Source organism: Microbulbifer mangrovi (genome assembly GCF_002009015.1).
Lineage (GTDB): Bacteria > Pseudomonadota > Gammaproteobacteria > Pseudomonadales > Cellvibrionaceae > Microbulbifer > Microbulbifer mangrovi.
On the sequence record NZ_LZDE01000341.1, the window covers coordinates 1 to 25,309 of the forward strand.

Consider the following 25,309-nt stretch of genomic DNA (forward strand, 5'->3'; position numbering starts at 1 on the left):
AGCGTCAGGGCCAAGACCATTAGGAGTGAAACTTGGAGGATTTCATCCTTACAACACACTGGATGCCCGTATGGAGGAAGGCATCCGGCCGGCACTACTAAACACGACGTGGGGGGAGATGTGTGCAAGCCAGCTACATTCAGTATTGGCTAGACCCCGGGTTTTGCCAGCTGGATTCCCGAAAACTTTAGAACATTTGGCAATAGAAAATTTTGAGAAATTGCCTTCAGTTATTAAGCCGGGTAATCGGCTGATTTGTGGTCAAATTCCCACCTTCTCGCAACTCATCTACACTTCCGCTTGACTAATCCCCGACAACCCATAGAATAGCGCCCTCTTACACGCCCAGCGGCACGTAAGTATCAGAAAATGCTAGGATTTTTGGATTGTATCCGCTAGAATCCGCGGCGTTTTCATCGCTCAAATGCGATATTCAGGCTAGGTGGCAGAGTGGTCATGCAGCGGACTGCAACTCCGTGTACGCCGGTTCGATTCCGACCCTAGCCTCCATATTCTCCTGGCGAGCTCAGCAGAGCTGGCCAATCTCACTGGCACCACAGGGTGCCAGGTGAACACCTCCTGGCCCGGGTGGTGGAATTGGTAGACACAAGGGATTTAAAATCCCTCGGCTTCTGGCCGTGCGGGTTCAAGTCCCGCCCCGGGCACCACCTCCCTTTCTTTCCTAAACTTCCCCAAGATTAACAGATCATCTTTGTCGCACCTGCTTTCCGCCATTTGCGCGAGCACCCCATTGGGATGGATACCGGATGGATAGCGCCACCCTTATTGCAATCGCTTTATCCAGCCTTGTCGCACTACTGCTGGTCTACCGCTACTTGCGCACCAAGCCTTTGCCCTCACCGCGAGAGTCGCTGCACCTGCTTGCCAGCATGAGTGCGAAGCTCGCCTGCTCGGCACACCATATTTCCAGATTCAGCGATGAGAAAATCCACAGGGACCTGCGCAACTACTCCCCCCTGTTTTCACTGGTTCGCGTGAGCCACACAGGTACAATAACGAAAGCGCAGTGTGGAAAGTTTGCATACGCGCAGGCACAGTTCGATCCAATTCTGGGGGCGCAGCTGGTTCCCCCTACCCATCAACGCGACCAGGCAATGCGTTGCACCCTGCGCTCTCCAGCACCAAACCCGAATTACCGCACAAAACTCCGAGATCAGATCAGCACGCACCCTCCCCTTCAGAAGCTGGTTGAACGACAACTGCAAGAGGACGTGCGTAGGGGCCTGGACACCCGCGCACTTGTGGTAGTGCAAGGGGATAGTGTGATCGCGGAAGCCTACGAAGACGGCATCACAGCAAATACAAAACTTCTCGGCTGGTCGATGACGAAGAGTGTTACCGCAATGCTAATTGGCAGGATGGAAACACTGGGACTGGCAGATGCTCGGGAGCACAACCTTTTCCCGGGGTGGAGTCGCGATGCGCGCCGCCACATCGGCCTGGAAAATTTACTGCAAATGTGTGACGGGCTGGCATTTGATGAGCGGTACCACCCCGCAACCGACGTCTCCCGCATGCTGTTTGGCGATCAACCTGCATCGCGCTATGCGCTGCAGCGCCCGCTTGAATGCACTCCGGGCGCACGCTTTTCTTACTCTTCAGGATCGACCAACCTGCTCGCCCGCTGGATGCACAAACGGCTGGGAGGCACAGAAAAGTTGCAGGCGTTCCTACTGAGTGAATTTATCCGCCCTATGGGGTTGCGCAGCCTCCTGCTGGAGACTGACGGCGATGGGGTCTTTGTCGGCAGCTCCTATGGCTACGCGGATGGCAGGGACTGGGCACGACTCGGAACCCTGCTGCTAAACAATGGGATCCTTCGGGGAAAGCGTGTACTGGATCGCGGATGGATACACCGCGCGACCGCGCCCAACACCAGCCTCAATGACAGCCGCTACGGTTACCAGCTATGGCTGAATCGCGGCAGAGAGGAAGAAGCACCACTACTGCATCCAACGCTTCCGGTGGATAGCTACTTTATGCTGGGAAATCGGGAGCAAAAGCTGATGGTATGCCCGAGCCAACACGCTGTCATTGTGCGCCTTGGCTGGTCAGCATCGCCCTACCCGGTGGAATCGCGCTTCGGTGAACTCCTGGACGCCCTCCCCGATTGATCTGCGCAGGAACTCCACCTTATCCCATGATCATCAACCATGACGACTTTCAAGCAGCGCAAGAAAAATCCGCCCCTCTTCCTCACTGGACTCAAGACCGTACTTTTCCACTACCGCCAGAAAGCGCTGGATATAGTGGCGGCGCACCGGGCCATAGGGCGGCATCCACTCGTCCGGCCCGCGGTGCCCCTTGCTCTGGTTGCGACCATCATCCACCAGCCATAGGTTCTCCGGGTCCTCTGCAAACTGACGTTTTTTCTCGCGACTCCAGCTCGCAGCGCCGTGGTCATGGGCCCACTTCAGCGGCACGATATGCTCAACGTCCAGATCAGATGCCTTTTCAAAAAAGCCGCCGGTATATGGATCCATCCAGAGACCAAACGCGACCCGGCAATTGTCTCGCGCGGTAAATATCACCGGGGAGAGTGAGTATCGGATCAACAGTTCGTGGCGGGTATCCTGGCAGTCCCGGTCGCTGTCCGACCACCTGGGCAGCCATTCGCGCCGATCGTAATCCTGCGCATAGCTCAGAGATGAAAGTGCGCCCAGCGAAATCGCGACGAACAGTGAATAAGAAAATTTACCGGGCTGGAAAAATCTGGTTAGCCGTAAACGCACCGCGAAACGCTCCATTGTCGTGTTATTACTCGAATGGAACGATCGTACAGAATATTTTTCGGCGCGAAAATCACCGGATGCCAGGATTGCGGAACCGGTTCTAAATCAGGGAAGGAAGGCGGCAACATTGCCGCCAGGAAGCGTCAGCTCTTACCGGTTTCATCGCCGGTCAATGCCGGCCATGCAGCGCGCAGGTACACCACCATGGTCCAGAGCGTCAGCGCTGCAGCTACGTAGAGCAGGATGTAGCCAATGGTCTCCATCACCGGAAACTCACGCACATCAAACGCCAGCAATACGATGATGGCCGCCATCTGGGCAGTGGTTTTGATTTTACCGATATAGTTGACGGCCACGCTGCTGCGCAGCCCCAGCTCAGCCATCCACTCCCGCAGCGCCGATACGGCGATCTCGCGGCCGATAATGATCGCTGCTGCAATCGTAAAAAAGAGGTAATCGTGGAGGTCAACCAACAGCACCAGTGCGGTTGCCACCATCAACTTGTCCGCTACGGGATCGAGGAAGGCGCCGAAAGGCGTACTCTGATTGAGCTTGCGGGCAATGTAGCCATCCAGCCAGTCGGTGGCGGCAGCGATAGAGAAAATAAGGGCTGAGGCGATATAGCTCCACTTGTAAGGAAGGTAAAATACCAGCACAAACACGGGGATCAGCGCAACGCGCAACAGGGTCAATTGGTTAGCGAGAGTCATGCTGGTCCTTCTTCAGTCGCTGAACACACATCGTCGGCAGTGCGTAACTTAGCAATCTGGAATACAAAAATAAACGCCATCAGGCGAATCCTTCGCCGCCGACTATTCATTGTGCAGGGTCGAGTATATATCCTGGGCGAGTTTGCGGCTTACTCCCTCCACACTGGCGAGCTCGTTGACGGATGCACGCAGGATCTCCTGTAACCCACCAAAATGATGCAACAGCGCCCGTCGCCTGGCTGGGCCAACTCCCGGGATGCCCTCCAGCGGGGATTCACGACGCTTCTTATCGCGCCGCTGCCGGTGACCGGTAATGGCGAAGCGATGGGCCTCATCCCGCACCTGCTGAATCAGGTGCAGCGCCGGCGAATCGGATTCCAATACCAGCTCTCGCCCCTCCGCCACAATGTGTAGAGTCTCGAACCCCGCTTTGCGCGTGGTGCCTTTGGCAACGCCAATGATCTGTACACCGGTGATACTCAGCTCATTAAGGGTATCTACCGCCTGAGCCACCTGCCCTTCGCCGCCGTCAATCAGGAGAATGTTAGGGAAACGCCCCTCACCGCTGGACAAACGGGTGTAACGGCGCTTGAGAGCCTGTCCCATTGCCGCGTAATCATCGCCCGCGGTAATTCCTTCGATATTGAAGCGGCGATAATCCGATTTGACCGGGCCTCCGGTATCAAAAACCACACAGGAGGCGACAGTGGCCTCACCACTGGAATGACTGATATCAAAACACTCCAGTCTCTCCGGTAGCTCTCCCAGCCGGAGTACCTCCTGAAGGTTTTCGAAGCGATCCTGCAACTTCTGCTGGGAAGCAGTACGACTCTGCAGATTCTGGCGTGCCGCCTGCTGGGCCATCTCCACCCAGGTAGCACGGTTCCCACGCAGACGGTTGACCACCTGGATATCCTTGCCAGCCTGCTCGGTGAGCGCCTGCTGTAGCGCCTCAATGTCCTCAAGAGGCTCGGACACAAGTATCTGGCGCGGCAGCTCACGGTTGTTACCCAGGTAGAACTGGGGGATAAAGGCGGAAAGCAGCGCGGCATCGTCCAACCCCAGCTTTTCACTGGGATAGTAACTGCGACTACCGAGAATGCGCCCCTGCCGGATAAACAGGACGTGTACACAGCAGAGGCCGCCAGACGTCGCCACACCGAGGACATCCACATCAGCGCCACCGCTTTCCGCCACCTGATCTGATTGCAGGCGGCGCAAGGCGACAATCTGGTCACGCAAACGTGCCGCCTTTTCAAACTCCAGCGCCACAGAAGCGCGCTCCATTTCCTCTGCCAGTTCGCGGACAATGCTGTCGCTTTTACCCGCCAGGAACATCTGCGCGTGGCGTACATCCGCCTGGTAGTCTTCCGCACTGATAAAGTCTACGCAAGGCGCGGTGCACCGCTCAATCTGGTATTGCAAACACGGCCGCGATCGATTGGCGAAAACACTGTCTTCGCAGGAACGAATTCGAAATGTTTTCTGCAGGAAGTTGAGACTGTCTCGCACTGATGAGGCATTGGGGAATGGGCCGAAATAATCGCCTTTCTTTCGCTTGGCCCCTCGATGGAATGCAATACGGGGGAAAGTATCCTTGCTGGACAAAAAAATATATGGATAGCCCTTGTCATCCTTCAACATGACATTGTAGGGCGGCCGCTGGGATTTGATCAGGCTTTGCTCTAACACCAGAGCTTCGGTTTCACTGCGAGTGACCGTAACCTCGATATCCGCGATCTTTTCCACTAACGCCATGGTTTTAGCGGTGAGACCACTGGCCCGAAAATAACTGCCCAAACGATTGCGCAGATTCTTCGCTTTACCGACGTACAGCACCTTACCCTGGGCGTCAAACATCTGGTACACCCCGGGCTTGCGGGTCACCGTTGTGAGAAAACGCTTGCTGTCGAACATAGCCGCTTCTTGAGCCAACAACAAAACAGGGGCCAAATGGCCCCTGCTTCTTAACTTATGTATAGAGGAAAACGGATTTTACACGGATAAAGGCTTGCGCGCCCTAAACCGCTTCTTCCGGATCCAGCACATTATGCTTCACGGCGAGCAGCGTCAGCTCTACATCGGAGTGCAGGCCCAGCTTCTCGAAAATCCGATAGCGATAGGTGTTCACGGTTTTCGGACTAACGGACAGTGTCTCGGCAATTTCCGACACTTTGTTGCCGTTGACAATCATCACCGCGGTCTGGAGCTCCCTCTCGGACAGATCCTCGAACGGAGAAGAACCACCGCTCACACTACGCAACGCCAGTTTGGTTGCCATGGAACTGCTGATGTAAGTTTCACCAGCGACCACAGAGTGAATTGCGCGCACCATTTCCTCGAGATCGGCCCCCTTGGTGACATAACCCATAGCACCGGCCTGAATCAGGCGGCTGGGAAAAAGATCATCGTCCAGCGCGCTGACGGCGATGACTTTGGCGTGAGGAAATCGGGAAATGAGCTTACGGGTGGCTTCCAGGCCACCCATGCCGGGCATTCTCACGTCCATGAGAATGACATCGACCTCAGCTTCCCGTACAAAAGCGATAGCTTCTTCGCCACTCTTGGCTTGACCTACCACCTGGACATCATCGACGTCACCCAGCATGCGCGATATTCCCATGCGCACCAAATCGTGATCGTCTACCACTAAGACTTTTATCAATTTAGCCCCAACCACGGATTTTCAGCTGACCTTGTGCAAGAATTTCCTATTAAACCTCCCCTGCACAAAATCACGTTTTTTGTTATTGCTCAGCGGGTTATACCCGCAAAGATCCATCCACAGAGCCCTGAGTCAACATACCAGACAAATGTCACGGTGCAAAGTGAGAGAGCACCCAGCATCCACAGATAAAAGGCGACGACTTTCCGGTTATTTCAGGTCAATATAACGGAAAGATTGCGGTCAATGGTGATTCATACCGCATGCTTTTAAGGCGAATTTCCGGCAACTGAAATAACTGTGGACACTGCCACTATTGGGTTAATGATCGCTACAAAATTCGCCGGAAAAATAATGGCACTCATTATCATTTATGCCGCATTAGGGGAAAAAATGTTCTAACCAGCTTGAGCTGCGAGAGGCGCAAAGGTGCCCTCTCAAGACCATGAATGACCCTCTCTGACTAACTTACGGGTAGAAGCGCGGCTCTGGTTCCAGAGTCACCCCAAATTTCTTTTGGATATCACTGGCGATTTCGCGGGCCAGGTTCACCACCTCACTGCCACATCGATGTCCCGGATTCACCAGCACCAACGCTTGTCGGTCGTGGACCCCTACCCCGTCTTTAACGTAACCACGCCAGCCGGCCTGATCAATAAGCCAGCCGGCCGCCAACTTCCAGTGACTGCCGGATTCAAATGCCACCAGCCCAGGATGTGCAGCTTTGAGGGCGGTATACAGCGACTCATCCACTACCGGGTTTTTAAAAAAGCTACCCGCATTGGGTATTTCGACAGGGTTCGGGAGCTTGCTATTACGGATATCAATAACTGCATTGGCTACGACGGCAGGGGTCAGCTCATCCAGAGGGTGTCCGTGGTCGGCAAAGTACTGCTGTAATGCCGGGTAAGAGACGTGCGGCTGCCAGATTCGGGGCAGTTTCAGTACCACTTCACAGATAAGGTAACGGTCCTTTGCGGCCCCCTTGAAGATACTGTCCCGGTAACCGAACTGACAGTCCTCAGCGGAAAAGCTGACGAGATTTCCGCTAGCAATTTCCATCGCCGTCAATTGCTCGAACGTATCTTTGAGCTCGACACCGTAAGCACCGATATTCTGGATTGGTGTCGCACCGATATTTCCCGGAATCAGTGCCAGATTTTCTAGCCCACCATACCCCAGTTCGACACTGCGCATGACCAGCTGATGCCAGTTCTCACCCGCAGCGGCATGAATACGAACCCCATCGTCGAGCGGATCGAATTCCAACCCGCGCATCCCCAGATGAACAGCGAGACCAGGAAAGTCACCAGTCAGAACGATATTACTGCCACCGCCAAGGGGAAGGATGGGAAGTTGTTTTGTGCGGGCAAACTCGAGCGCTTCGCGCAGCTCATCCAGCGTCGTTGCGGCGCAGAAATACCGTGCCCGCGCGGCAATGGTCATAGTGTTGAAAGGCTGTAGATCTACGTCTGACTGAATCATCTGATACCGCTCTATGTCCCGGCACTTTGAATTCGTGCACCGGGCCGCCCTACGCGGGCACATCACAAATTAGGCAAAAAGAGCGCGCATCCGCTCGAGGTCATGTTCGGTATCCACACCGCCAGGAACCTCTTCACAAGCATCATCCACATGGATTGCGTGGCCGTGATACAGGAAACGCAATTGCTCCAGCGCCTCAAACTTCTCGATCGGCGCCATGGGCCAACTGACAAAATGGTTCAACAGCCCTGCCCGGTAAGCATAGATGCCAATATGGCGCCGCGGCTGCAGGCCTTCCGGCAACGACTGCTGCTCGCGGGCAAATGCATCTCGCGGCCAGGGGATAGGAGCGCGGGAAAAATAACGTGCCAGCCCCGACTCTTCGGCAACCACCTTCACGATATTCGGATTGAGGAAGTCTTCTACCGATGAGATCGGCTCTGCCAGGGTCGCGACACCTGCGGCACTGTTGCGCGCCAGATTCGCGGCAACCTGATTGATCACCGCCGGTGGAATCAGGGGCTCATCCCCCTGCACGTTCACCAGAATCCGGTCTTCAGCCAGCTCCAGATTCGCCGCGACTTCCTGCAGGCGATCGGTTCCGGAAGCGTGGCTGGCACTGGTCATGCAAACCTTGCCGCCAAATCCCTGCACCACTTCTGCGACCCGCATGTCGTCAGTAGCCACAAACACCTGCTGCGCGGCGCTCTCACTGGCGCGTTCGTATACCCGTTGCACCATAGGTTTACCGGCGATATCCGCCAGCGGCTTGCCGGGCAGGCGGCTCGAGGCAAATCGCGCGGGGATAATGATATCGAACTCGAAGGGGATGGTATCGGTCATGCGGGCTCAAAACTCTGCAGGTGTTGATGAATTCGTTGATAAAAAAGATCCGGCAGCTGGGCCCGCGCCTCCATGGCCCACCAGTGACCCTGCCAGAAATCCCGGCATTTGACCGCATCTTTCATGGTCATGATCACGGGCGTCACTCCGTCTAACTGCAATTCCTGCTGGCAGAACTGGTGATGGTCCGGAAAGGCCATCTCCATCACGGTAAAACCGATATCCCGCAACGCGTTAAAAAACCGCTGGGGATTACCAATCGCCGCCACCCCGTGACACGGCCCTACTTCCGGGCCCGACTCAATTTTCAGGGTAGATGTCTGATCGAGATTGAACTGATGCCAGAGCGACGGCTGCAACTCCATGGTGAAGTCGCGTTCCTCACCCACCTGGGATTCCACCAGGGCATTGGGCTGACCGTTAACCACGACCATGTCCACACTGCGCAGTCGATCTGCGGATTCCCGAAGCGGGCCGCGGGGCAACAAATGCTCGTTGCCGAGACCGCGCTGACCATCCACGACACAGATTTCCATACTACGCCACAGACCATAGTGCTGGAGACCATCGTCAGAAAGGATTACGTCGCAGCCATGATCAGCAATCAGGGCAGTCGCTGCTTCCGCACGCTTGGGAGACACCATAACCGGCAGACCGGTCATCAGGTGCAGCATGAGCGGTTCGTCACCGGATTCCAGAGGGTGGGATTCGGCGGTGACATTGTAGGGATAGTGCTTGGCGCGACCGCCGTAACCGCGACTGATAATGCCGGGATTACGTCCCCGCTCTTTCAACCAACGGCCGAGCTCGGCGACCAGAGGCGTTTTGCCAGCGCCGCCAACGGTAATATTTCCTACCACGATTACCGGCACTGGTAACGGCTCTGGTTGATTACGTTGCTTGCGCCAGCGACTGCCGTGGCGGAACGCAAGCTCCAGCGGCGCCAGCAAAGGCAGCTGAGTACCGTTTTCTTCACCGCCCTCGGTGGCCGGATACCAGCGTTTGTTCAACCAGTCTTCAAGCGACATTGCGCGATGCGCTCCTATCCCCGTTTCGAATTTTTATCTCAGCCAATGGCTCCGCCGGACTGCTGCTGAAGTAACAGCGCGTATCGACCGCCGCGCTCCAGCAATTCACGGTGGGTGCCACTTTCGACAATACGCCCCTGATCCATGACCAGGATACAATCTGCATTTTCAATGGTACTCAGACGATGCGCGATCACAAATGTCGTACGATTTTTCATCACCTCAGCGAGCGCAGCCTGGATGTGACGCTCGGACGCGTTATCCAGGGCAGATGTCGCTTCATCCAGCACCAGCACCGGTGAATCCTTGAGCAGCGCCCGCGCAATAGCCAGTCGCTGACGCTGACCACCGGAAAGAATCTGGGCGTTATCCCCGAGCACCGTATTGAGGCCATCCGGCAACTCTTCGATAAAGTCGCGCGCGTGGGCCAGGTCTACCACACGCTCTACATCCGCTTCGGGCTTGCCCTCGAGCTCGCCGTAAGCGATGTTGCGATACACCGTATCGTTAAACAGCACGATATTCTGCGAGACCAGACTGATCTGCTCGCGCAACTCCGCAACCGGCACATCGGTAATATCCACCCCGTCCAACAGGATTCGCCCGGACGTAGGATCGTAAAATCGGGATAACAGACTGACCAGTGTGGTTTTGCCGGACCCGGACGCCCCCACCAGGGCAACCGTCTGTCCTGCGCGCACCGAGAAATCGATATCACTCAGTACTTCCGGGCCGTCTTCGGAATAGCGGAAACCGAGATGCTCGAAAGTCACTGCCCCGGTTACAGGGCTTGGCAGTTGCAGATCGCCGCCAGTGGGCTCCTTGGGTGCGTCAAACACCTCGAAAATGCTTTCCGCCGCGGCAATCCCTTTCTGAATCTCGGCATAGACCTCGGAGAGATTTCTGATTGGCTTCGCCAGCGAGGCCGCGGCGCCAATATAGGAAGCAAACACGCCAGCGGTCATGGATTCCACCATACCGGGCGCCAGGGCAAACCACACCAGCACCGCGGTAGCCAGCCCCACCAGGGTCTGGATCACCGACACGCTGGCATTGTCGGCCACCACCAGTTTCATAAACTGCTGACGGTTGGCATTGCTTGCAGCATTAAAACGAGCGTTTTCATAGGCTCGGCCTCCGTACATACGGACGACTTCGTAGCCGTTGATTGCTTCCTGAGTCACATGGGTCACATCGCCCATGGTGTTCTGGATCCGATGGCTAAGCTTGCGGAAACGGCGACCAACAATACTCACAATGCCCGCGATAATCGGCACAAACAGGAAAAATGTCAGGGTCAGCTGCCAGTTCACCAGCAACAGATAGGTCAGCAGACCAATGGCAGTAAAGGAGGAACGGATCAGGGTCCGCAGTGCCTTGGTAATGGAGTTGGTCACCTGCTCCACGTTGTAGGCGACCTTGGAAATCAGGAAGGCACCGGTGTAGCGATCGAAATAACTGCTGGGCAACTGGCCGATATGCTCGAACAGCTCGGTGCGCAACTGATGGATCACTGCCCGTGCCACATAAGAGAGGCCATAACTACCGACAAAATTCCCCACCGCGCGCAGCATAATGATCACCAGCATCGCGGACGGTACCAGCCAGCGGGCAGTCTCCTGAGGCATGATCCCGCCTGGGAAAAACCCGGCAACATACTTCGACAAAAATCCCCGTCCCTGCTCGATGCCGACGCCTACGGCATCCAGCAGCAGTTCGGTGACGGCAATCAGCACCACTTCCATACTGGAAAACAGCAGGAATCCGAGCACCGCGACAACAAACAGCGGCCACTGTGGTACAGCGTAAGAAAGCAGGCGGCGATAGGTTCTGCCGCCGTCACGGGGCTTGAGCACCGGCTGGGGGGATTTATCCATAAATATCTTGGCAGCGTGTTCTCCGCAACAGACCACCCGCGGCTGCGTACCAGCTGCGGGGACATTGTGAATACGGCATGCGTCGTATCCAGCGGTTCAACACTTTATAGATTACTGTTCGTCCGGCTGCCGGGTGGTGATGCTGAGATGAACAAATCCCAGCTGGCCCGCGGCATCCATGGCACGAACCACCGCCTGATGTTGCGCGGTGGCGTCTGCGGTAATGATCAGCGGGCGATTGTACTCGCCACCGGACACTTCCGACAGTGCAGATTTGAGAGTGGCGAGTTTCTTGTTGATCAGTGCCCGGCCATCAACGGAATAAGAGCCGTCAGCATTGATCAGCACCTCTATGGTAGAGGGTGGACTCTCTGCCTGGGGGCCCGAGGCCTCCGGCAAGTTGAGCTCTAGATGACTCTCTTTGGTAAAGGTGGTGGAAACCATAAAAAAGATCAGCAGCAGAAACACCACATCAATCAATGGCGTGAGGTTCACCCCATCCTGCTCTGTACTCTGGCGACGGAATTGCATCAAGCGCTCCTGAATCTGTGATTGAGCGCTCAGGCCGCTGCTTCGATACGGCGGTCACTGTGCAGGGCGTCGACCAGTTTGACGGCCTCCTGCTCCATGGTCACCACGATGGAGTCCACGCGGCGCTGGAAGTAACGATGCGCCATCAACGCCGGGATCGCCACGCTCAGGCCCGCTGCGGTGGTGATCAGCGCCTGGGAGATACCCCCGGCCAGTACACCCGCATTGCCCGTGCCTTCCAACATGATGGCGGTAAATACCTGGATCATGCCCACCACGGTACCCAGCAGACCAATCAACGGCGCCACAGCGGCAATGGTGCCCAGCACATTCAGGAAACGCTCCAGCTCGTGCACCACCTGGCTGGCAGCCTCTTCAATACTGTCTTTCATGACCTCACGGCCATGTTTCGAATTGGCGAGACCCGCGGCAAAAATACGCCCCAGCTGGCTGGAATCGCGCAATGCCTTGATCTTTTCCGTGGTCAATTGGTTGTTCTTGAGCGAGCTCCAGACCTCACCCAGCAGCGCACGGGGGGCGATTTTTCGCTCGTTGAGCGTCCACAAACGCTCGATGAAAATCGCGATAACAGCTACGGAACAGAGCAGGATAGGCAGCATCAACCAGCCGCCGGACTTGATAATCTCTAACACTTTTTATACGCCCCAGACTGCGGAAGGGTTTTGTTATGGGTTCTAGCTAAGTCGGAGACTCTACCACAGCTCTCCCGGTTGGCTAAGTGCTTGAGCAATATGAATTTTATCTCTGTGAACGAAGTTCCACACCACCCTGATCCGGCACACTTCCAGACAGTCAAGCCGACCCCAGGGGGATCCGGCTAAACAGTCACTCCATGCGATACCGGTATTGCAACAAAAAAACCGCCCGAAGGCGGTTTTTTTGCGGAGCCCTCATCGTGAGAGCCCCTGTCGATTGCGGCTGACTTCCGCTTAACGTCCCGGACGATCGGGGCGCTGCGGCTTTTCAGGACGCTCGGCCTTTTCCGGACGAACCGGTCTTTCCGGACGATCCAGCTTGGCAACGCGCTCCGCCTTTTCGACCTTGGCCACCTTCTCGGCGCGCGCCAGTTCGCGCTCTGCACGAGCCTCGGAGCGCGCTGCGGCACGCTCGTCACGAGCGGCCATTTTTTCGGTCATATCCGGACGGTTGGAACGAATACCGCTCACTACTTCACCAAGATTGACACCCAGCTCGCGGGCAATCTGGCCCCAGCCCATACCGTCTACCTGGCGCATGCGCAGGATTTCGTTCAGGGATTCGTGGGCTGTCATGCCCTCCTCGCCCTCGAGCGCTTCAGCAGCAGACATACCGGCCAGCTGTTCGGCCAGCGCCATGGTGATCAGCACGTTGCCGTAACCCATGCCGTTGCCTGGCTCGCCGCCATCTTCTACTTCAGGGGCATCGACTTCCGTTCCGTCGGTTTCGGTGGTGTCCGTATCGGTATCGACAACCACTTCCTCACCTTCCGGAAGCGGCTCTACGTACTGGATGCTACCGTCGCGCAGTCCTGCCACCACACTGGAGGATTCCTCCCCGAAAAACTCACTGAAATAGCCGGCAATCCGCTCACCGGGAACCGTTTCCGCTATTTCAACGACTTCGGTGGTATCCGTCTCTGGCATGTCTTCGTCGGCCCAAACCAGTGGCACGCTGACCAGGCCAGCCAGGGCTGCAGCCATCGCAGTAGACTTGAATGGAATCTTCATCGCTGTTTTCTCCTGAGTGTTTCTGGATCCCGCCGTTTCAACAGCAAAGCGGAATCGCAGAGGGAAAAGTATTAATCAGTTAGCTGGTCGATAGTTGACCTGAATGCCAAAACCCTGGTCGGGGCTGCCGTCCGCCAGTCCGACGTAGCCGTAGAGCATGCCGCTCCACTGTGCACTGAGCTTGTGGCTGTAGTAGCCGAAAATTTCGGTCTGCGGATCGTTGCCCGCAACGGCAGCCTGCTGGTAATCGAGAGATGCGCCGATACTGGAGACCTCATCCAGCCGATAACCGCTGCCCACGGAGGCGTACCAGACATTACGCAGCTCAACTTCAGGCAGATCGCCCTTGAATTTCTTGGCCAGGGTGACGAATGGCGTGAAGTTGTCCACCACAGTGAACACTTCTGTCTGCAGGGTGAAATCGGCTTCGCCAGTGCCAAGGCCTTTCGCCTCATCGGCCAGTGGCACCTTGTACTTTGCCGACAGATCTACAAAGTAACGCTGTGCGACGGGCTCCAGGCTGTAGGTGCCGGTCAGCCAGAGGTCACCGAGGCCAGACTCACTGGTAATTACCGTATCTGTCTCGCCACCCGGGTTATTACCGTTGCCATTACCCTGCCCGTTACCATTTCCCGGGCCGACGACGAAACCACCGTCACCACCGGGCACAACCCCGCCGGGACCTTCAATCTGCGTCCACGGCAGTGAAGCCTTGAACGTCCAGCTGGTATTGGGTGAATAGCTGACGGTAAACGGGGTCGAAACAATATCGGTTTCCTGACTGTTACCGTAGTCACCGCTGCTGATATCGGTACCCAGGGAATATTTCCACTGCTCCGCCGGGAGGCCCGTGGAAGTAGCTAAGCCGGCAGCGAACACAACCGCGCCAGCAATCGGTTTAATCTTCATGCAAATAACCAGTACATCATCTTGCTGAATCTGGCCTGCACGGTAACACCACGCCCCACCTTAAAACTGCGACTGAGCTCTCATCCTGCTACCAATTGGTACGCCGATGAACACAACATGGAACCGCGCGCCTCCCGGTTGCACGGCGGTGCACATAGGCTATGTGCCTCAGCGCACGCTGGCCCCTTCGCCCGTGCACGCAGTAACCCCAGAGCGCCAGAATCTGGGCGTATTTCTCGCACAGCGTACCTGCGGCTGAGAACTTCCAGTACTCCAGGCTACTGTAATCGCCCCCGTAATGGCGGTATTGAACAGGGTGGCGCCAGCTTTGCGGTATCGCGACACCACATCGGGATGCGGATGGCCGAAGTGGTGGCGGTAACCTGCACTGAACACCACCCTGCCGGGACGTGCCCACTGAATAAGGGCATTAGAGGAGGAAGTTCGCGATCCGTGGTGGGGTGCGACCAACAGGTCAACCGGGGTAAAGTCGGGATAGGCTGCTCTTAGCTTGTACTCCACACTACTCGAGATATCGCCAGTCAGCAGGATCCGCACTCCCCGCCAGACAAGTAATGCCACACAGCTGTGGTCATTCTCTTCGCCATCCACTCTGTCCGAGTCTGGCCACAGCCACTGCACTGTCAGCTCATCAAGGCTATCTTCGCGTCCGGCATGGCAATGAAACTGGGGAACGGTTCTCAGCGGCACTTCGGGAGTACCGCGGTTGCTCCCCGCGAGCCGCTCTCCGAGCCACCCGGGAGCAACAAGGGCACCGATTTCCAATTGCCCGAGCACGCCGCTCACCCCGCCAGCATGGTCGCGATCACCGTGACTGACCGCCAGTAAATCGAGCTCCGCCCCGTATTCCGCCATCAGGTATGGCGCCACAATACTGCTTCCTGCATTCCAGCCACGACCGCTGCCTGCTCCCGTATCAAACAGCATCCGGTGATCCTCGGTGGCCGCGACCACGGAGAGCCCCTGCCCCACATCCAGTACGGTGACATTGAGAAATGCCTGTGCCTCTCTCTGCCAGCCTCCGGGCAACAGCCCCGCAAAAACGACAGGGACAAGACACCAACCCAGTCCACGGGCGGGAAATCCACGCGGTAACAGCAGTACAAAACAAGAAATGATCGCGAAAGCGAGAACTGCGGCCGAGGGGAGCTGTAGCGACTGCCACCCCGGTAGGCGACTATCTGCGTAGGCTAGAAACTCTAGCAGCCATGTCAGCTGGTTATCCGCGAGCCCCCAGAGAAAGTTACCTACCGGCCCGGGGAATACCGCTCCGAGGAATACCAGCGGAAGAATAAGGAAGCCTACCCACGGAATCGCCACCAGATTCAGCAGCAAACCACTGGCACTGACCCCGGAAAAAATGAGAATTGAGGGCAGCAACAGACCAATTAGAATGGCCCACTGGCTCCGCAATGCACCAACACAGGCAACCCCGAATCTGCGCATGCCGCGACTCGTGAAGTTACTTGTCCAGGCGGCACCTGCGAGCTCTTCCTCGCGGACCCCCTCGCCTTGCCCTCCCCGCCCGCGAAAACGCAATAACAAAGCACCCACGGCAATAAAAGACAGCCAGAAACCCGCGTCGAGCACGGCCAATGGCTGTAACAACAGGACCGATGCCAAAGCGAGCCCGAATGCCAGACCACTCCCGAACCGTCTGCGATGTACCAGCGCGGCGATCACTACAAACGTCATGATCAGCGCCCGCTGGGCGGACAGCGGTGCGCCGCTTAACAGGGTATATGCCAACGCCGCTAGCAAAGCGGCTCCGCCCGCCCAAACCAGTGGGCTCCCCCTTCCTAGCAAGCCAAAGAAGCGGCCGAGCAGCCCGCCGGCCAGCAGGAATATCCCGGATACCATACCCACATGCAGGCCAGAGATCGCGAGCAAATGCGCAGTACCGGTTCTGCGCAGTAAGTCCCGGGTAGGCGTATCCACCCCACCCTTATCTCCCAGCAACAAGGCGCGTATCAGCGCCTGGTGCCGCAGTACGGGGCTCCCTGGTGATCCCCCAGTTATCCGATCCCGGACATATTCGCGTAACACATCAATGCCATCTCCGGCAGCGATAAATTGGGGCTCCTCATCCCCGTCGCGCACGTATCCACTAGCGTAGATCCCCCGCTGTAACAGCCAGGCTTCATAGTCAAAGGTGTGGGGATTGAGACTTCCGCGGGGCTGCTTAAGGCGGACAACCAGTGCCCAGCGGCTACCTGCAGTGAGGTTTGGGGCCAATTTGGGATCAATGCGATACCAGCTCAGGCGCAAACGCTGCCCGAGCAACTCGGTATTTTCGGCGTCGATAACCCGCGCGTTAAAACGGGCATCTTTGTGGCCAGTCGAAGGGACGAAGCTAGATCCGAAGCGAGAGACCGCAGGCGAGGACTGCGGCAGGGCGTTTAACTCGATGGTGACGCGATGATCGGTTCCATGGAGGGCTTCTGGCAGACGCTTGGTCAAAGCGTGATGGTTACTGTAGAGCGCCCAGCCGACCCCAAAGGCAATAGGTAAAGCCACCGACCAGGTTACCCAGCGTGCAGTACCGCTGACCGGGCGAGCCAATACCAGCAGGAGAGCCGCCAGCCCGATGACGCCCATCATCAGTACGCCCGCGCTATCCGCATTGCCCGGCAGCTCGGGCCATAGCGCCACCTGGCCAATACCTACTGCCAGCAACCAGACACCAGATACTAGCGACGGCGTCCTCGGCAGGGTCACTTCGCCCACCCCATAACTGCCTTCCTTAGCTATTCGCATTTATTTCGCGCTGAAAATGACTATTGCCAACTGCGCAGGAATTCCTTTCCACAACGCCGATTAGATAGGACCAACTCATCAAGCTCAAGTCACACGGCTCGGCAACATAGCCCGCTCGACACATGCCTTAACTGTCATTCCCGACGTTAAAACCCCGCCCCTGAAACCGTCAGGTCATAAAACGTTAAGAAAATATTCACGTTTCACATGGTTGTAACAAAAGAGCCGCAAAATGCGCGGCATCTAAACAACTGCTCTCACTTATTACATTCAGAGATCAACCATGAAAAAGACTGCAATCACCCTCGCACTGGCGGCAGCGTTCCCCACTTTTGCAAATGCGGAAGCACTGACCTTTTACGGCAAGGCGAACACTTCATTCCAGTCCAATGACGAAGGCGAAGGCGCTACAACGGATGTAAAAAGTAACGCGTCCCGTGTCGGTGTTAAAGGCGACCTGCCGCTGGATAGTGGCATCAAGGGCATCTACAAAATGGAGTATCAGGTAAATATTGATGGCGAGGGTGACACTTTCACCCAGCGCAATATTTACGCTGGACTGGAAGGCGGATTTGGCCAGGTGATCGGCGGCAAGTTCGATACCCCGCTGAAAATCACTCAGAAGAAAGTCGACCTGTTTAATGACCTCGAGGGTGATATCAAAAGCATTATCACCAAGAGCGACAATCGCGAATCCAACAACCTGCAGTACACCACACCCTCTTTCGCAGGCTTTAAGGTTGCCGCCGCCTATATCAGCAACAAGGAAGCAGAAATCTTCGACGACGAAGGCAACCAAATCGATACTCGCGATAATGGTACCTCCGTATCACTCGCCTACGACAAGAATGGTGTATATCTGGCATACGCTTTCGACCAGAGTGTTGAGGCGAATGACTGGCAAGTGAATCGCCTGGTTGCCCAGTACAACTTTGGCAACCTGCAAGTCGGCGGCCTGTTCGAAGAACAGGAAAAGGCAGACAATACCAAGCAGGATGGCTGGATGACGTCCGTGGCCTACAAGATCAACCAGTGGACCGCAAAGGCGCAATACGGCCAGTCTGACATTGTCAAAACCGATGGTGAAACCTTCAGCCTCGGCCTGGACTACAAACTGTCCAAAGCCGCCAAGGTATTTACCTTCTACACCGATGAAACTGCAGCGAACGACTACGAGCGCAGCTACTTCGGCATCGGTACTGAATTCAAGTTCTAAGCCGAATACAAATCAAACAAGGGCGCAACCTGGGTTGTGCCCTTGTTATTTCTACTTATTCGCAGTAATCCTGTCTTTCCCCTCACCTTGCCGTTTCCAAGTCCGCCGGCTTTCGGACCGGCTCCCCCTCGAGATGCAACTATCCCATCTGCATGCCCCACGATGGCGCAGAATTAATAAGTGCTGAGAGCGCAATCCGCAGAAGCAAACCCCACCAGAAGGAAACGTCCAGCAGCTTTCACTGGCCCGCGATGAACCGTTCCTATCGCGGGACAAGCTGGCGGGCGCTGTCCTCGCGTGGCGTGCTATAAGAATGAACTTTCCGCGCTGTGCGCAGAAACCTTTCCTTAGGAATTCGAATTCCAAGTAGCTCTAAGAACAATGGGGTACCCATGACCAAAACCGGAAAATTCGCCCTGGGTGTGCTGTGCAGCAGCATTCTCGCAGCCTGCAGCCTGGAGCCAAACCAGCTGCAATCTACCAGCACCGCCCACGCGCTTGCCAAACCGGCCGTTGCCCGCAGCAATGCACCCGGCCTGTCAGAGCAGTATGCCAAGCTGCGTAAGCAACAAATTGCCCAGGTGGATTACAAGCTGTCCGTCACCATCGACAAATCCGGCGATGCGTTTTCCGGTCGTGTCATCGCTGACACCCAGTTCCGTCGTAACCTGCTGCAGCCACTCACCATCGACTTCGCCGGCGGCGAGGTGGAAAGTGTTCAGGTAGACGGCAAAACCGTGCCTTTCGCCTACAACGGTCAGTTCATCAACATCGAACCCGCCCACCTGAAAGGCCGCAAACACGCGATTGCCGTGGACTACAAGCATGCCTACTCCACCAACGGTTCCGGCCTGCACCGCTTCGTTGATCCGGTAGACGGCGAGGTGTACATGTACACCGACTTCGAACCCTATGACGCCAATCGCCTGTTCCCGCACTTCGATCAGCCCAATCTGAAAGCGCACTACACCCTGGATGTGACCGCGCCGAAAGACTGGAGCGTGATTTCCTCCGTGCGTGAAAGCAAGGTGCAACAAGCTGGTGAGATGAATCACTGGGTGTTCCCGCAATCGAAAAGATTCTCCTCCTACATTTTTTCCCTGCACGCCGGTCCCTTCACCGTATGGGAAGATGACGCGGATGGTATCCCTCTGCGCCTGTTCGCACGCAAGACCCTTGCGGAATACGTGAAGCCGGATGACTGGTTCACCTTTACCAAGCAGTCTTTCGAATTTTTCCAGAAGTACTTTGAAGTGGATTACCCCTTTGTGAAGTACGACCAGGTAATCGTGCCCGACTTCAACGCCGGCGCCATGGAAAACGTAGCGGCAGTTACCTTCAACGAGGCCTATGTTTCCCGCGGTGAAAAAACCCAAGCCCAGCGTATGCGCCTGGCCAACGTAATCGCACACGAGATGGCACATATGTGGTTCGGTGACCTGGTTACCATGAACTGGTGGGACGACCTGTGGCTGAACGAAAGCTTCGCCACCTACATGGCAAACCTGTCTCTGGCGGAGAACAGTGAGTTCGACAATACCTGGGAAAACTTCTACCAGGGTACCAAGCAGTGGGCCTACGGCTCTGATCAGCTGCCGACCACTCACGCAATCCAGCTGCCGGTCAAAAACACCGATGAAGCCTTCGCCAACTTTGACGGCATTACCTACGGCAAGGGTGGCTCCATCCTCAAGCAGCTGCCTTACTATCTGGGCAAGGAAGCGTTCCGCAAGGGTGTGTCCAATTACCTGAAGGACCTCTCCTACAAAAACTCCACGCTCGACGACTTTATGGGTCATCTGGGTAAGGCAGCGGGCAAAGATCTGGATGCCTGGCAACAACAATGGCTGTACCAGGCCGGCCTGAATACCATCCAGGCGAACTTCCAGTGTGAAGACGGCAAGATTGCCAGCCTGACCATCAGCCAGTCTGCACCGGCCGAATACCCGACCCTGCGCGAGCAGCGCACTCAGGTCGGCCTGTACAACATGGACGGCGGCAAGATGGTATTGAGCAAGGCCATCCCGGTAACCTACTCCGGTGCCAGCACTGCGGTAACTGCCGCGAATGGCGAAGCCTGCCCACAGATCGTTTACCCGAATGAAGGGGACTGGGCATTTGCCAAGGTGAATCTGGACAAGGTTTCCGTGGACAATATGTCCAAGCACATCAACGACATCGAGAGCCCGTTCACACGCCTGATGATGTGGCAAAGCCTGTTCGACTCTGTTACGGATGCGAAATTGCCACTGGATCAGTATGTAAGCTTCGCGATCAACAATGCCGGTAGCGAGCAGAATATCAACGTGATCCGCCTGGTTTCCGGCCATCTTGGCACCGCGTACGCTTATCTGAACCAGGTTGACATGGATAATGCCAAGCGCACCGAGCTGCAGCTGGCGATCGAAACCTTCGCCTGGCAGCAACTGCAGAGCGCACCCGCGGCCAGCGATGCACAGAAGACCTGGTTTGGCATCTATACCGGTATAGCGCACACCGATAAGGCGCTGGCAAATGCCCGCAACCTGCTGCGCGGTGAGCTGGTTATTGAAGGGCTGACACTGGACCCGGACATGCGCTGGAACCTAATCGCTCTACTGAACCGCCATCTCTACGGCGACTACGCTCAGGTGATCAAGTCTGAACTGGAACAAGACAGCTCCGACCGGTCCCAGCTGAACGCGATCGCGGCAGAAGCGATTCGTCCGCAACAGGAAGCGAAAACCCAGTGGCTGAACAACCTGCTGGACAACCGCGATGCGTTCAAACTGGCCCAACTGAAATACGCCGCCAGCGCGCTCTTCCCTACCGAACAGCGCGGCCTCTACGAGGCCAACGTTGAGCGCATTGTGGGGGCACTGGATGAGGTCAATGCGAGCGATGCTTCCGAGTTTGTCGGCACCTATACCCGCCTGTTCCCGCTGAACTGCAGCGAGAAAGGCGTCAAGCAGGTGAGCGACATTCTGGACAGCGGAAAACAACTGAACCCGCTGCTTGAAAAAGCGCTGAAAAACCGCCGCTACAAAAACCAGCAATGCCTGAATATGGCAGCTGCCATCGACAACTCGGCGGGGTAATCCCCTGAGCACAACCAGACTGAAACAAAAAGGGCCCATCGGGGCCCTTTTTCGCGAAGAGTGTAGTTACTGGATTAGCGCGAAGGCCGATGAGCGGCCAAGTCAGTTGTCTCCGACAACCTTCACTTTCTCCCGTAAGCCGTCGTCACCGCGCACACAGACACAAACGCTCTCCTTCTCCGAGCACACGCGCTGGTAGGTACCCTTGCAATGTGAAGGTACGTTTACCACTTGCTCCTCGACTTCGTCGCCAGCAGCGATGGCGCGTTTAACCAGCTCCTTATCCATCTCGAAGCCAGCCTTCATGAACTCGTTATTTTTTTTTGGTTTTTCCGCACCGGCTTTATATTTCTCTACGAATTCGTGTGTCTGCTTATCCAGCACAGCACCAACCAAAGTGCATCCCGAAAGCATCAGCGGTAGCAATATCAAGCAAAGTAAACGGGGCGTCATGAGAAATCTCTTTTAAGCCGTAAAGGTTGGACCGAGCTTTCAGATTGTACGGCCTTACGTAGTGTGCTCATTTTGTGACACATTCACGCTACCCTCAATATCTTTGAGACTAAATACCCGACACGCACCGCAGAACCCGACGAAATTGCTTTCACAGCGCCAGTTACTCAGACTGACTCGCGGCCAACTGGTTACATTACCTATCCCCTACACTACTGAGCACTTCATTTTCCCCTAAACACCCCGTGTGACTGTGATAGCATCGACGGGTCTCTAATAAAAAGGAACTTCAACCACCATGCAACGCACTAAAATCGCCATGATTTTTGCTGCTGCGCTGCTCGCAGCCTGTAGCAAGGGGCCGGAGGAATCGGCCAAACAACCGACACAGGATAATGTGTCCTCCGAGGCGCAAACTGCCCTCCCCGCCGGTATCACCGAAGTCGAGACCTTCGACGGCAACGGCGCCGAAATTGCCATCCCCTATACCAAATACAAACTCGCGAATGGTCTTACCGTCGTCCTCCACGAAGACGATTCCGATCCGCTAGTACACGTGGACGTGACCTATCACGTGGGTTCCAACCGTGAAGACCCAGGCCGCTCCGGTTTTGCCCACTTCTTCGAGCATATGATGTTCCAGGGCTCGGTCAACGTGGGCGATGAAGAGCACTTCCGCATCATTCAGGAAGCCGGCGGCACCCTGAATGGCACCACCAATACCGACCGCACCAACTATTACGAAACCGTCCCTGCCAACCAGCTGGAAACCGTGCTGTGGCTGGAAGCCGATCGAATGGGCGTGTTCCTGGATGCGGTGACCGAAGAAAAATTCGAAGTCCAGCGTGAGACGGTGAAAAACGAGCGCGGCCAGCGCGTGGACAACCGTCCCTACGGACGCGCCCTCGAGACCATGTACGCCACTACCTATGCCGACGGCCACCCCTATTCCTGGCCCGTTATCGGCTGGATGGAAGACCTTAACCGCGCAGACCTCACAGACCTGAAACGCTTCTTCCTGCGCTGGTACGGCCCAAACAACGCGGTACTGACCATCGGCGGCGACATCGACAAGGCCAAGACCCTCGAATGGGTAGCCAAGTATTTCGGCCCGATCCCCGCCGGCCCCGAGGTAAAGAACCTCGCCAAACAGCCGGCCACACTGGATAAGGATCGCTATGTAACCCTGGAGGACAATATCCATCTCCCGGCACTGGCGATGATGATTCCCACCGTGTACCGCGGCCACGAAGACGAGCCGGCACTGGATGCCGCCGCTGAAATCCTCGGCCACGGCCAGGACTCCATGCTCTACCAGAGACTGGTTCAGACTGGTCGCGCCGTTCAAGCCAGCGTCTCCCATTCCTGTAAGGAACTCGCCTGTGAGATGTGGTTTATCGTGATCCAGAATCCCGCGTCCGGCGAATCCCTCGCGGAAATGGAACAAGCCGTGCGCGACACCCTCGTCGAGTTCGCCGAACGCGGTGTTAGCAAAGATGACCTGGTGAAATTCAAGGCGGGCTATGAGTCCGGCCGCGTGTTCGGCCTGCAATCGGTTTCCGGCAAGGTCTCCACGCTGGCAGCGTTCGAAACCTTCACCGGCAGCCCCAAGGGTATCGATGACGAAATCAACGCCTATCTGTCGGTAGAAACCGGTGACGTCACTCGCGTATTTGATCAGTACATCGCCGCCAAGCCTGCCGTACTGTTGAGCGTAGTGCCCAACGGCAAGCCTGAACTGGCCGCCGCAGAACAGAACTACGAGTGGCAGCGCACCATCCCGGAGAGCTACGGCGACGATGACGAAGCCCTCGCCCTGCGCCCGGTGCAGGATAGCTTCGATCGTAGTGTGCAACCCACCCCGGGCGTAAACCCGCAGGTGGAGCTACCGACCATTCAGGACGGCAAGCTGAAAAATGGCGTGCGCATGCTGGCTGTACAGAATGAGGAAACCCCAACGGTTACCGTGCAAGCGGTATTCGGTGTGGGACAACGCGATGAACCGCGCGGCAAGGCCGGTCTGACCTCGCTGATGACCTCACTGATGGGCGAGGCCACTACCGAGCGCAGCGCGGCCGAATTTACGGAAGAGCTCAAGCGTCTGGGTGCCTCCATCAGTATCAATGCCGGTGATTACGACACCACCGTATCCCTCAATGTGCTGGCCAAGCATCTGGATAAAGCGATTCCGTTGATGATGGAGCGCATCCTGAAGCCCGCCTTTAGCGAAGAGGACTTCGCCCGCATCAAGCAGCAGACCATCGAAGGCCTGCAGCAGGCACGCAAGACCCCGCAAGGACTTGCTACCCGAGCAGTGGGTGCAGTGATGCGCGGTCCGGAACATCCGTTGAGCTTCCCCACGGGCGGCCTGCCTGGCACCGTGGCTGAGATCACCCTGGAAGACGTCACAAGCTATTACAAAGCCCACTTCCCTGCCCACTTCGGTGGTGTAACCGTGAGCACCAGCCTGCCACACGACACCATCGTCAAGGCGCTGGATGGCCTGGCCCAGCTCAAGGTTACCCAGCCGGTTCGCCCGGCCATTACGTTCCAGAAGCCGGAAATCAGCGGACGGACCGTGTATCTGGTCAACAAAGAAGGCGCGGCACAATCCAGCCTGCGGATGAGCCAGCACGCCCTGCCCTACGATGCACTGGGCGATTACTACCTGGCGTACCTGGGCAACTTCCCGCTGGGCGGCAATTTCAATAGCCGTATCAACCTGAATCTGCGTGAGGACAAGGGCTACACCTATGGTGCCCGCACCTACCTTCTGGGCGAGCCTGAGGAAGGCAGCTATATGTTCAGCTCGGAGGTGAAGAAAGACGCAACTGCAGACGCGTTGAGTGAAGTTCTAAAAGAGATGGACGCCTACGACAGCGAAGGCATGACCGAGACCGAGTTCAACTACCTGCGCTCCGCTATCGGTCAGCAGGAAGCACGCAGCTACGAAACACCCTCGGCCAAACTGGGCCTGCTGAATCGTATCCTGCGCTACGACCTGCCGCTGGACTACCGCTCACAACAGGGCACTATCCTGCAGGAGACAGACCGCAAAACCCTGAACAACGCCATCACCAATCTGCTCGAGCCTAAAAATATGGCCATTGTGGTGGTCGGCGATGCCGCCAGCATCCGCGAAGATGTGGAAGCGCTGGGCATGCCGATTGTCGAGCTGAATGAAGATGGCTATGTCATTAAAGCCGAGGAAGCAGAGACCGCGCCGGATGCCGCGAGCCTCTAATCCCGGGTTGATG

At 56.5% G+C, this 25,309-nt stretch carries 19 protein-coding genes and 2 tRNA genes; 7 read left to right on the forward strand and 14 right to left on the reverse strand.

Annotated features, from left to right (window positions below; genetic code table 11):
- From B4U49_RS19290 to B4U49_RS15810, 4 genes are all read left to right on the forward strand, one after another.
- Positions 1-304: hypothetical protein (locus B4U49_RS19290; protein ID WP_204903061.1), on the forward strand; the 304-nt coding region annotated here is incomplete at its 5' end.
- Positions 305-436: 132 nt separating this feature from the next.
- A tRNA-Cys gene (locus tag B4U49_RS15800) sits at positions 437-510 on the forward strand.
- Positions 511-582: 72 nt separating this feature from the next.
- Positions 583-668 (forward strand) — tRNA-Leu (locus B4U49_RS15805).
- Positions 669-767: 99 nt separating this feature from the next.
- Complete coding sequence (locus tag B4U49_RS15810) at positions 768-2,135, forward strand: serine hydrolase domain-containing protein (RefSeq protein WP_078085576.1); 1,368 nt, start codon at positions 768-770, stop codon at positions 2,133-2,135.
- Positions 2,136-2,168: 33 nt separating this feature from the next.
- Here the strand turns inward: B4U49_RS15810 and B4U49_RS15815 are convergent, their stop codons facing one another.
- The 13 genes from B4U49_RS15815 to B4U49_RS15875 all read right to left on the reverse strand — a co-directional run bounded on the left by B4U49_RS15815 (position 2,169) and on the right by B4U49_RS15875 (position 17,306).
- Positions 2,169-2,753 carry an HNH endonuclease family protein gene (locus B4U49_RS15815; protein WP_239692665.1) on the reverse strand — a complete coding sequence of 195 codons (585 nt, stop codon included), beginning with the start codon at positions 2,751-2,753 and terminating at the stop codon, positions 2,169-2,171.
- Between the two features lie 143 nt (positions 2,754-2,896).
- Complete coding sequence (gene pgsA / locus B4U49_RS15820; protein WP_078085578.1) at positions 2,897-3,463, reverse strand: CDP-diacylglycerol--glycerol-3-phosphate 3-phosphatidyltransferase; 567 nt, start codon at positions 3,461-3,463, stop codon at positions 2,897-2,899.
- Positions 3,464-3,565: 102 nt separating this feature from the next.
- Entirely contained in the window at positions 3,566-5,380 is a 1,815-nt protein-coding gene (gene uvrC / locus B4U49_RS15825) for an excinuclease ABC subunit UvrC (protein ID WP_078085579.1), read from the reverse strand.
- Positions 5,381-5,483: 103 nt separating this feature from the next.
- A complete protein-coding gene (locus B4U49_RS15830) occupies positions 5,484-6,128 on the reverse strand; it encodes a response regulator (protein WP_078085580.1) in 645 nt (214 codons plus the stop codon).
- A gap of 468 nt (positions 6,129-6,596) precedes the next feature.
- The gene (gene murB, locus B4U49_RS15835; protein ID WP_078085581.1) at positions 6,597-7,613 is read right to left on the reverse strand and encodes a UDP-N-acetylmuramate dehydrogenase; all 1,017 of its coding nucleotides are present in this window, start codon (positions 7,611-7,613) and stop codon (positions 6,597-6,599) included.
- Between the two features lie 69 nt (positions 7,614-7,682).
- Positions 7,683-8,456, reverse strand: coding sequence for a 3-deoxy-manno-octulosonate cytidylyltransferase (kdsB, locus tag B4U49_RS15840; RefSeq protein WP_078085582.1), 774 nt, complete (start codon positions 8,454-8,456; stop codon positions 7,683-7,685).
- Positions 8,453-9,484 (reverse strand): tetraacyldisaccharide 4'-kinase, encoded by a 1,032-nt coding sequence (gene lpxK / locus B4U49_RS15845; protein WP_078085583.1) that lies wholly within the window; start codon positions 9,482-9,484, stop codon positions 8,453-8,455. Before lpxK ends, kdsB begins: the two co-directional genes overlap by 4 nt.
- 38 nt (positions 9,485-9,522) lie before the next feature.
- The gene (msbA, locus tag B4U49_RS15850) at positions 9,523-11,361 is read right to left on the reverse strand and encodes a lipid A export permease/ATP-binding protein MsbA (protein WP_078085584.1); all 1,839 of its coding nucleotides are present in this window, start codon (positions 11,359-11,361) and stop codon (positions 9,523-9,525) included.
- A 111-nt stretch (positions 11,362-11,472) separates the two neighbouring features.
- Positions 11,473-11,892 (reverse strand): ExbD/TolR family protein, encoded by a 420-nt coding sequence (locus B4U49_RS15855; RefSeq protein ID WP_078085585.1) that lies wholly within the window; start codon positions 11,890-11,892, stop codon positions 11,473-11,475.
- 29 nt (positions 11,893-11,921) lie between these two features.
- Entirely contained in the window at positions 11,922-12,545 is a 624-nt protein-coding gene (locus B4U49_RS15860; protein ID WP_078085586.1) for a MotA/TolQ/ExbB proton channel family protein, read from the reverse strand.
- A gap of 297 nt (positions 12,546-12,842) precedes the next feature.
- Positions 12,843-13,619, reverse strand: coding sequence for a sigma-70 family RNA polymerase sigma factor (locus tag B4U49_RS15865; protein ID WP_078085587.1), 777 nt, complete (start codon positions 13,617-13,619; stop codon positions 12,843-12,845).
- A 75-nt stretch (positions 13,620-13,694) separates the two neighbouring features.
- Positions 13,695-14,528, reverse strand: a complete 834-nt coding sequence (locus B4U49_RS15870; RefSeq protein WP_078085588.1) for a hypothetical protein — start codon at positions 14,526-14,528, stop codon at positions 13,695-13,697.
- A gap of 168 nt (positions 14,529-14,696) precedes the next feature.
- The gene (locus tag B4U49_RS15875) at positions 14,697-17,306 is read right to left on the reverse strand and encodes a DNA internalization-related competence protein ComEC/Rec2 (RefSeq protein ID WP_078085589.1); all 2,610 of its coding nucleotides are present in this window, start codon (positions 17,304-17,306) and stop codon (positions 14,697-14,699) included.
- A 283-nt stretch (positions 17,307-17,589) separates the two neighbouring features.
- Here B4U49_RS15875 and B4U49_RS15880 point away from each other — a divergent pair, with 283 nt between their 5' ends.
- Together B4U49_RS15880 and pepN are read left to right on the forward strand one after the other, a co-directional pair.
- Positions 17,590-18,522, forward strand: coding sequence for a porin (locus B4U49_RS15880; RefSeq protein WP_078085590.1), 933 nt, complete (start codon positions 17,590-17,592; stop codon positions 18,520-18,522).
- A 392-nt stretch (positions 18,523-18,914) separates the two neighbouring features.
- On the forward strand, positions 18,915-21,599 hold the full coding sequence (gene pepN / locus B4U49_RS15885) for an aminopeptidase N (RefSeq protein WP_078085591.1): 2,685 nt from the start codon (positions 18,915-18,917) through the stop codon (positions 21,597-21,599).
- A 102-nt stretch (positions 21,600-21,701) separates the two neighbouring features.
- Here pepN and B4U49_RS15890 read toward each other — a convergent pair whose 3' ends face one another.
- Entirely contained in the window at positions 21,702-22,052 is a 351-nt protein-coding gene (locus B4U49_RS15890; protein ID WP_078085592.1) for a hypothetical protein, read from the reverse strand.
- Between the two features lie 298 nt (positions 22,053-22,350).
- Here B4U49_RS15890 and B4U49_RS15895 point away from each other — a divergent pair, with 298 nt between their 5' ends.
- Entirely contained in the window at positions 22,351-25,296 is a 2,946-nt protein-coding gene (locus B4U49_RS15895) for a M16 family metallopeptidase (RefSeq protein WP_078085593.1), read from the forward strand.
- The last annotated feature ends 13 nt before the right edge of the window (positions 25,297-25,309 follow it).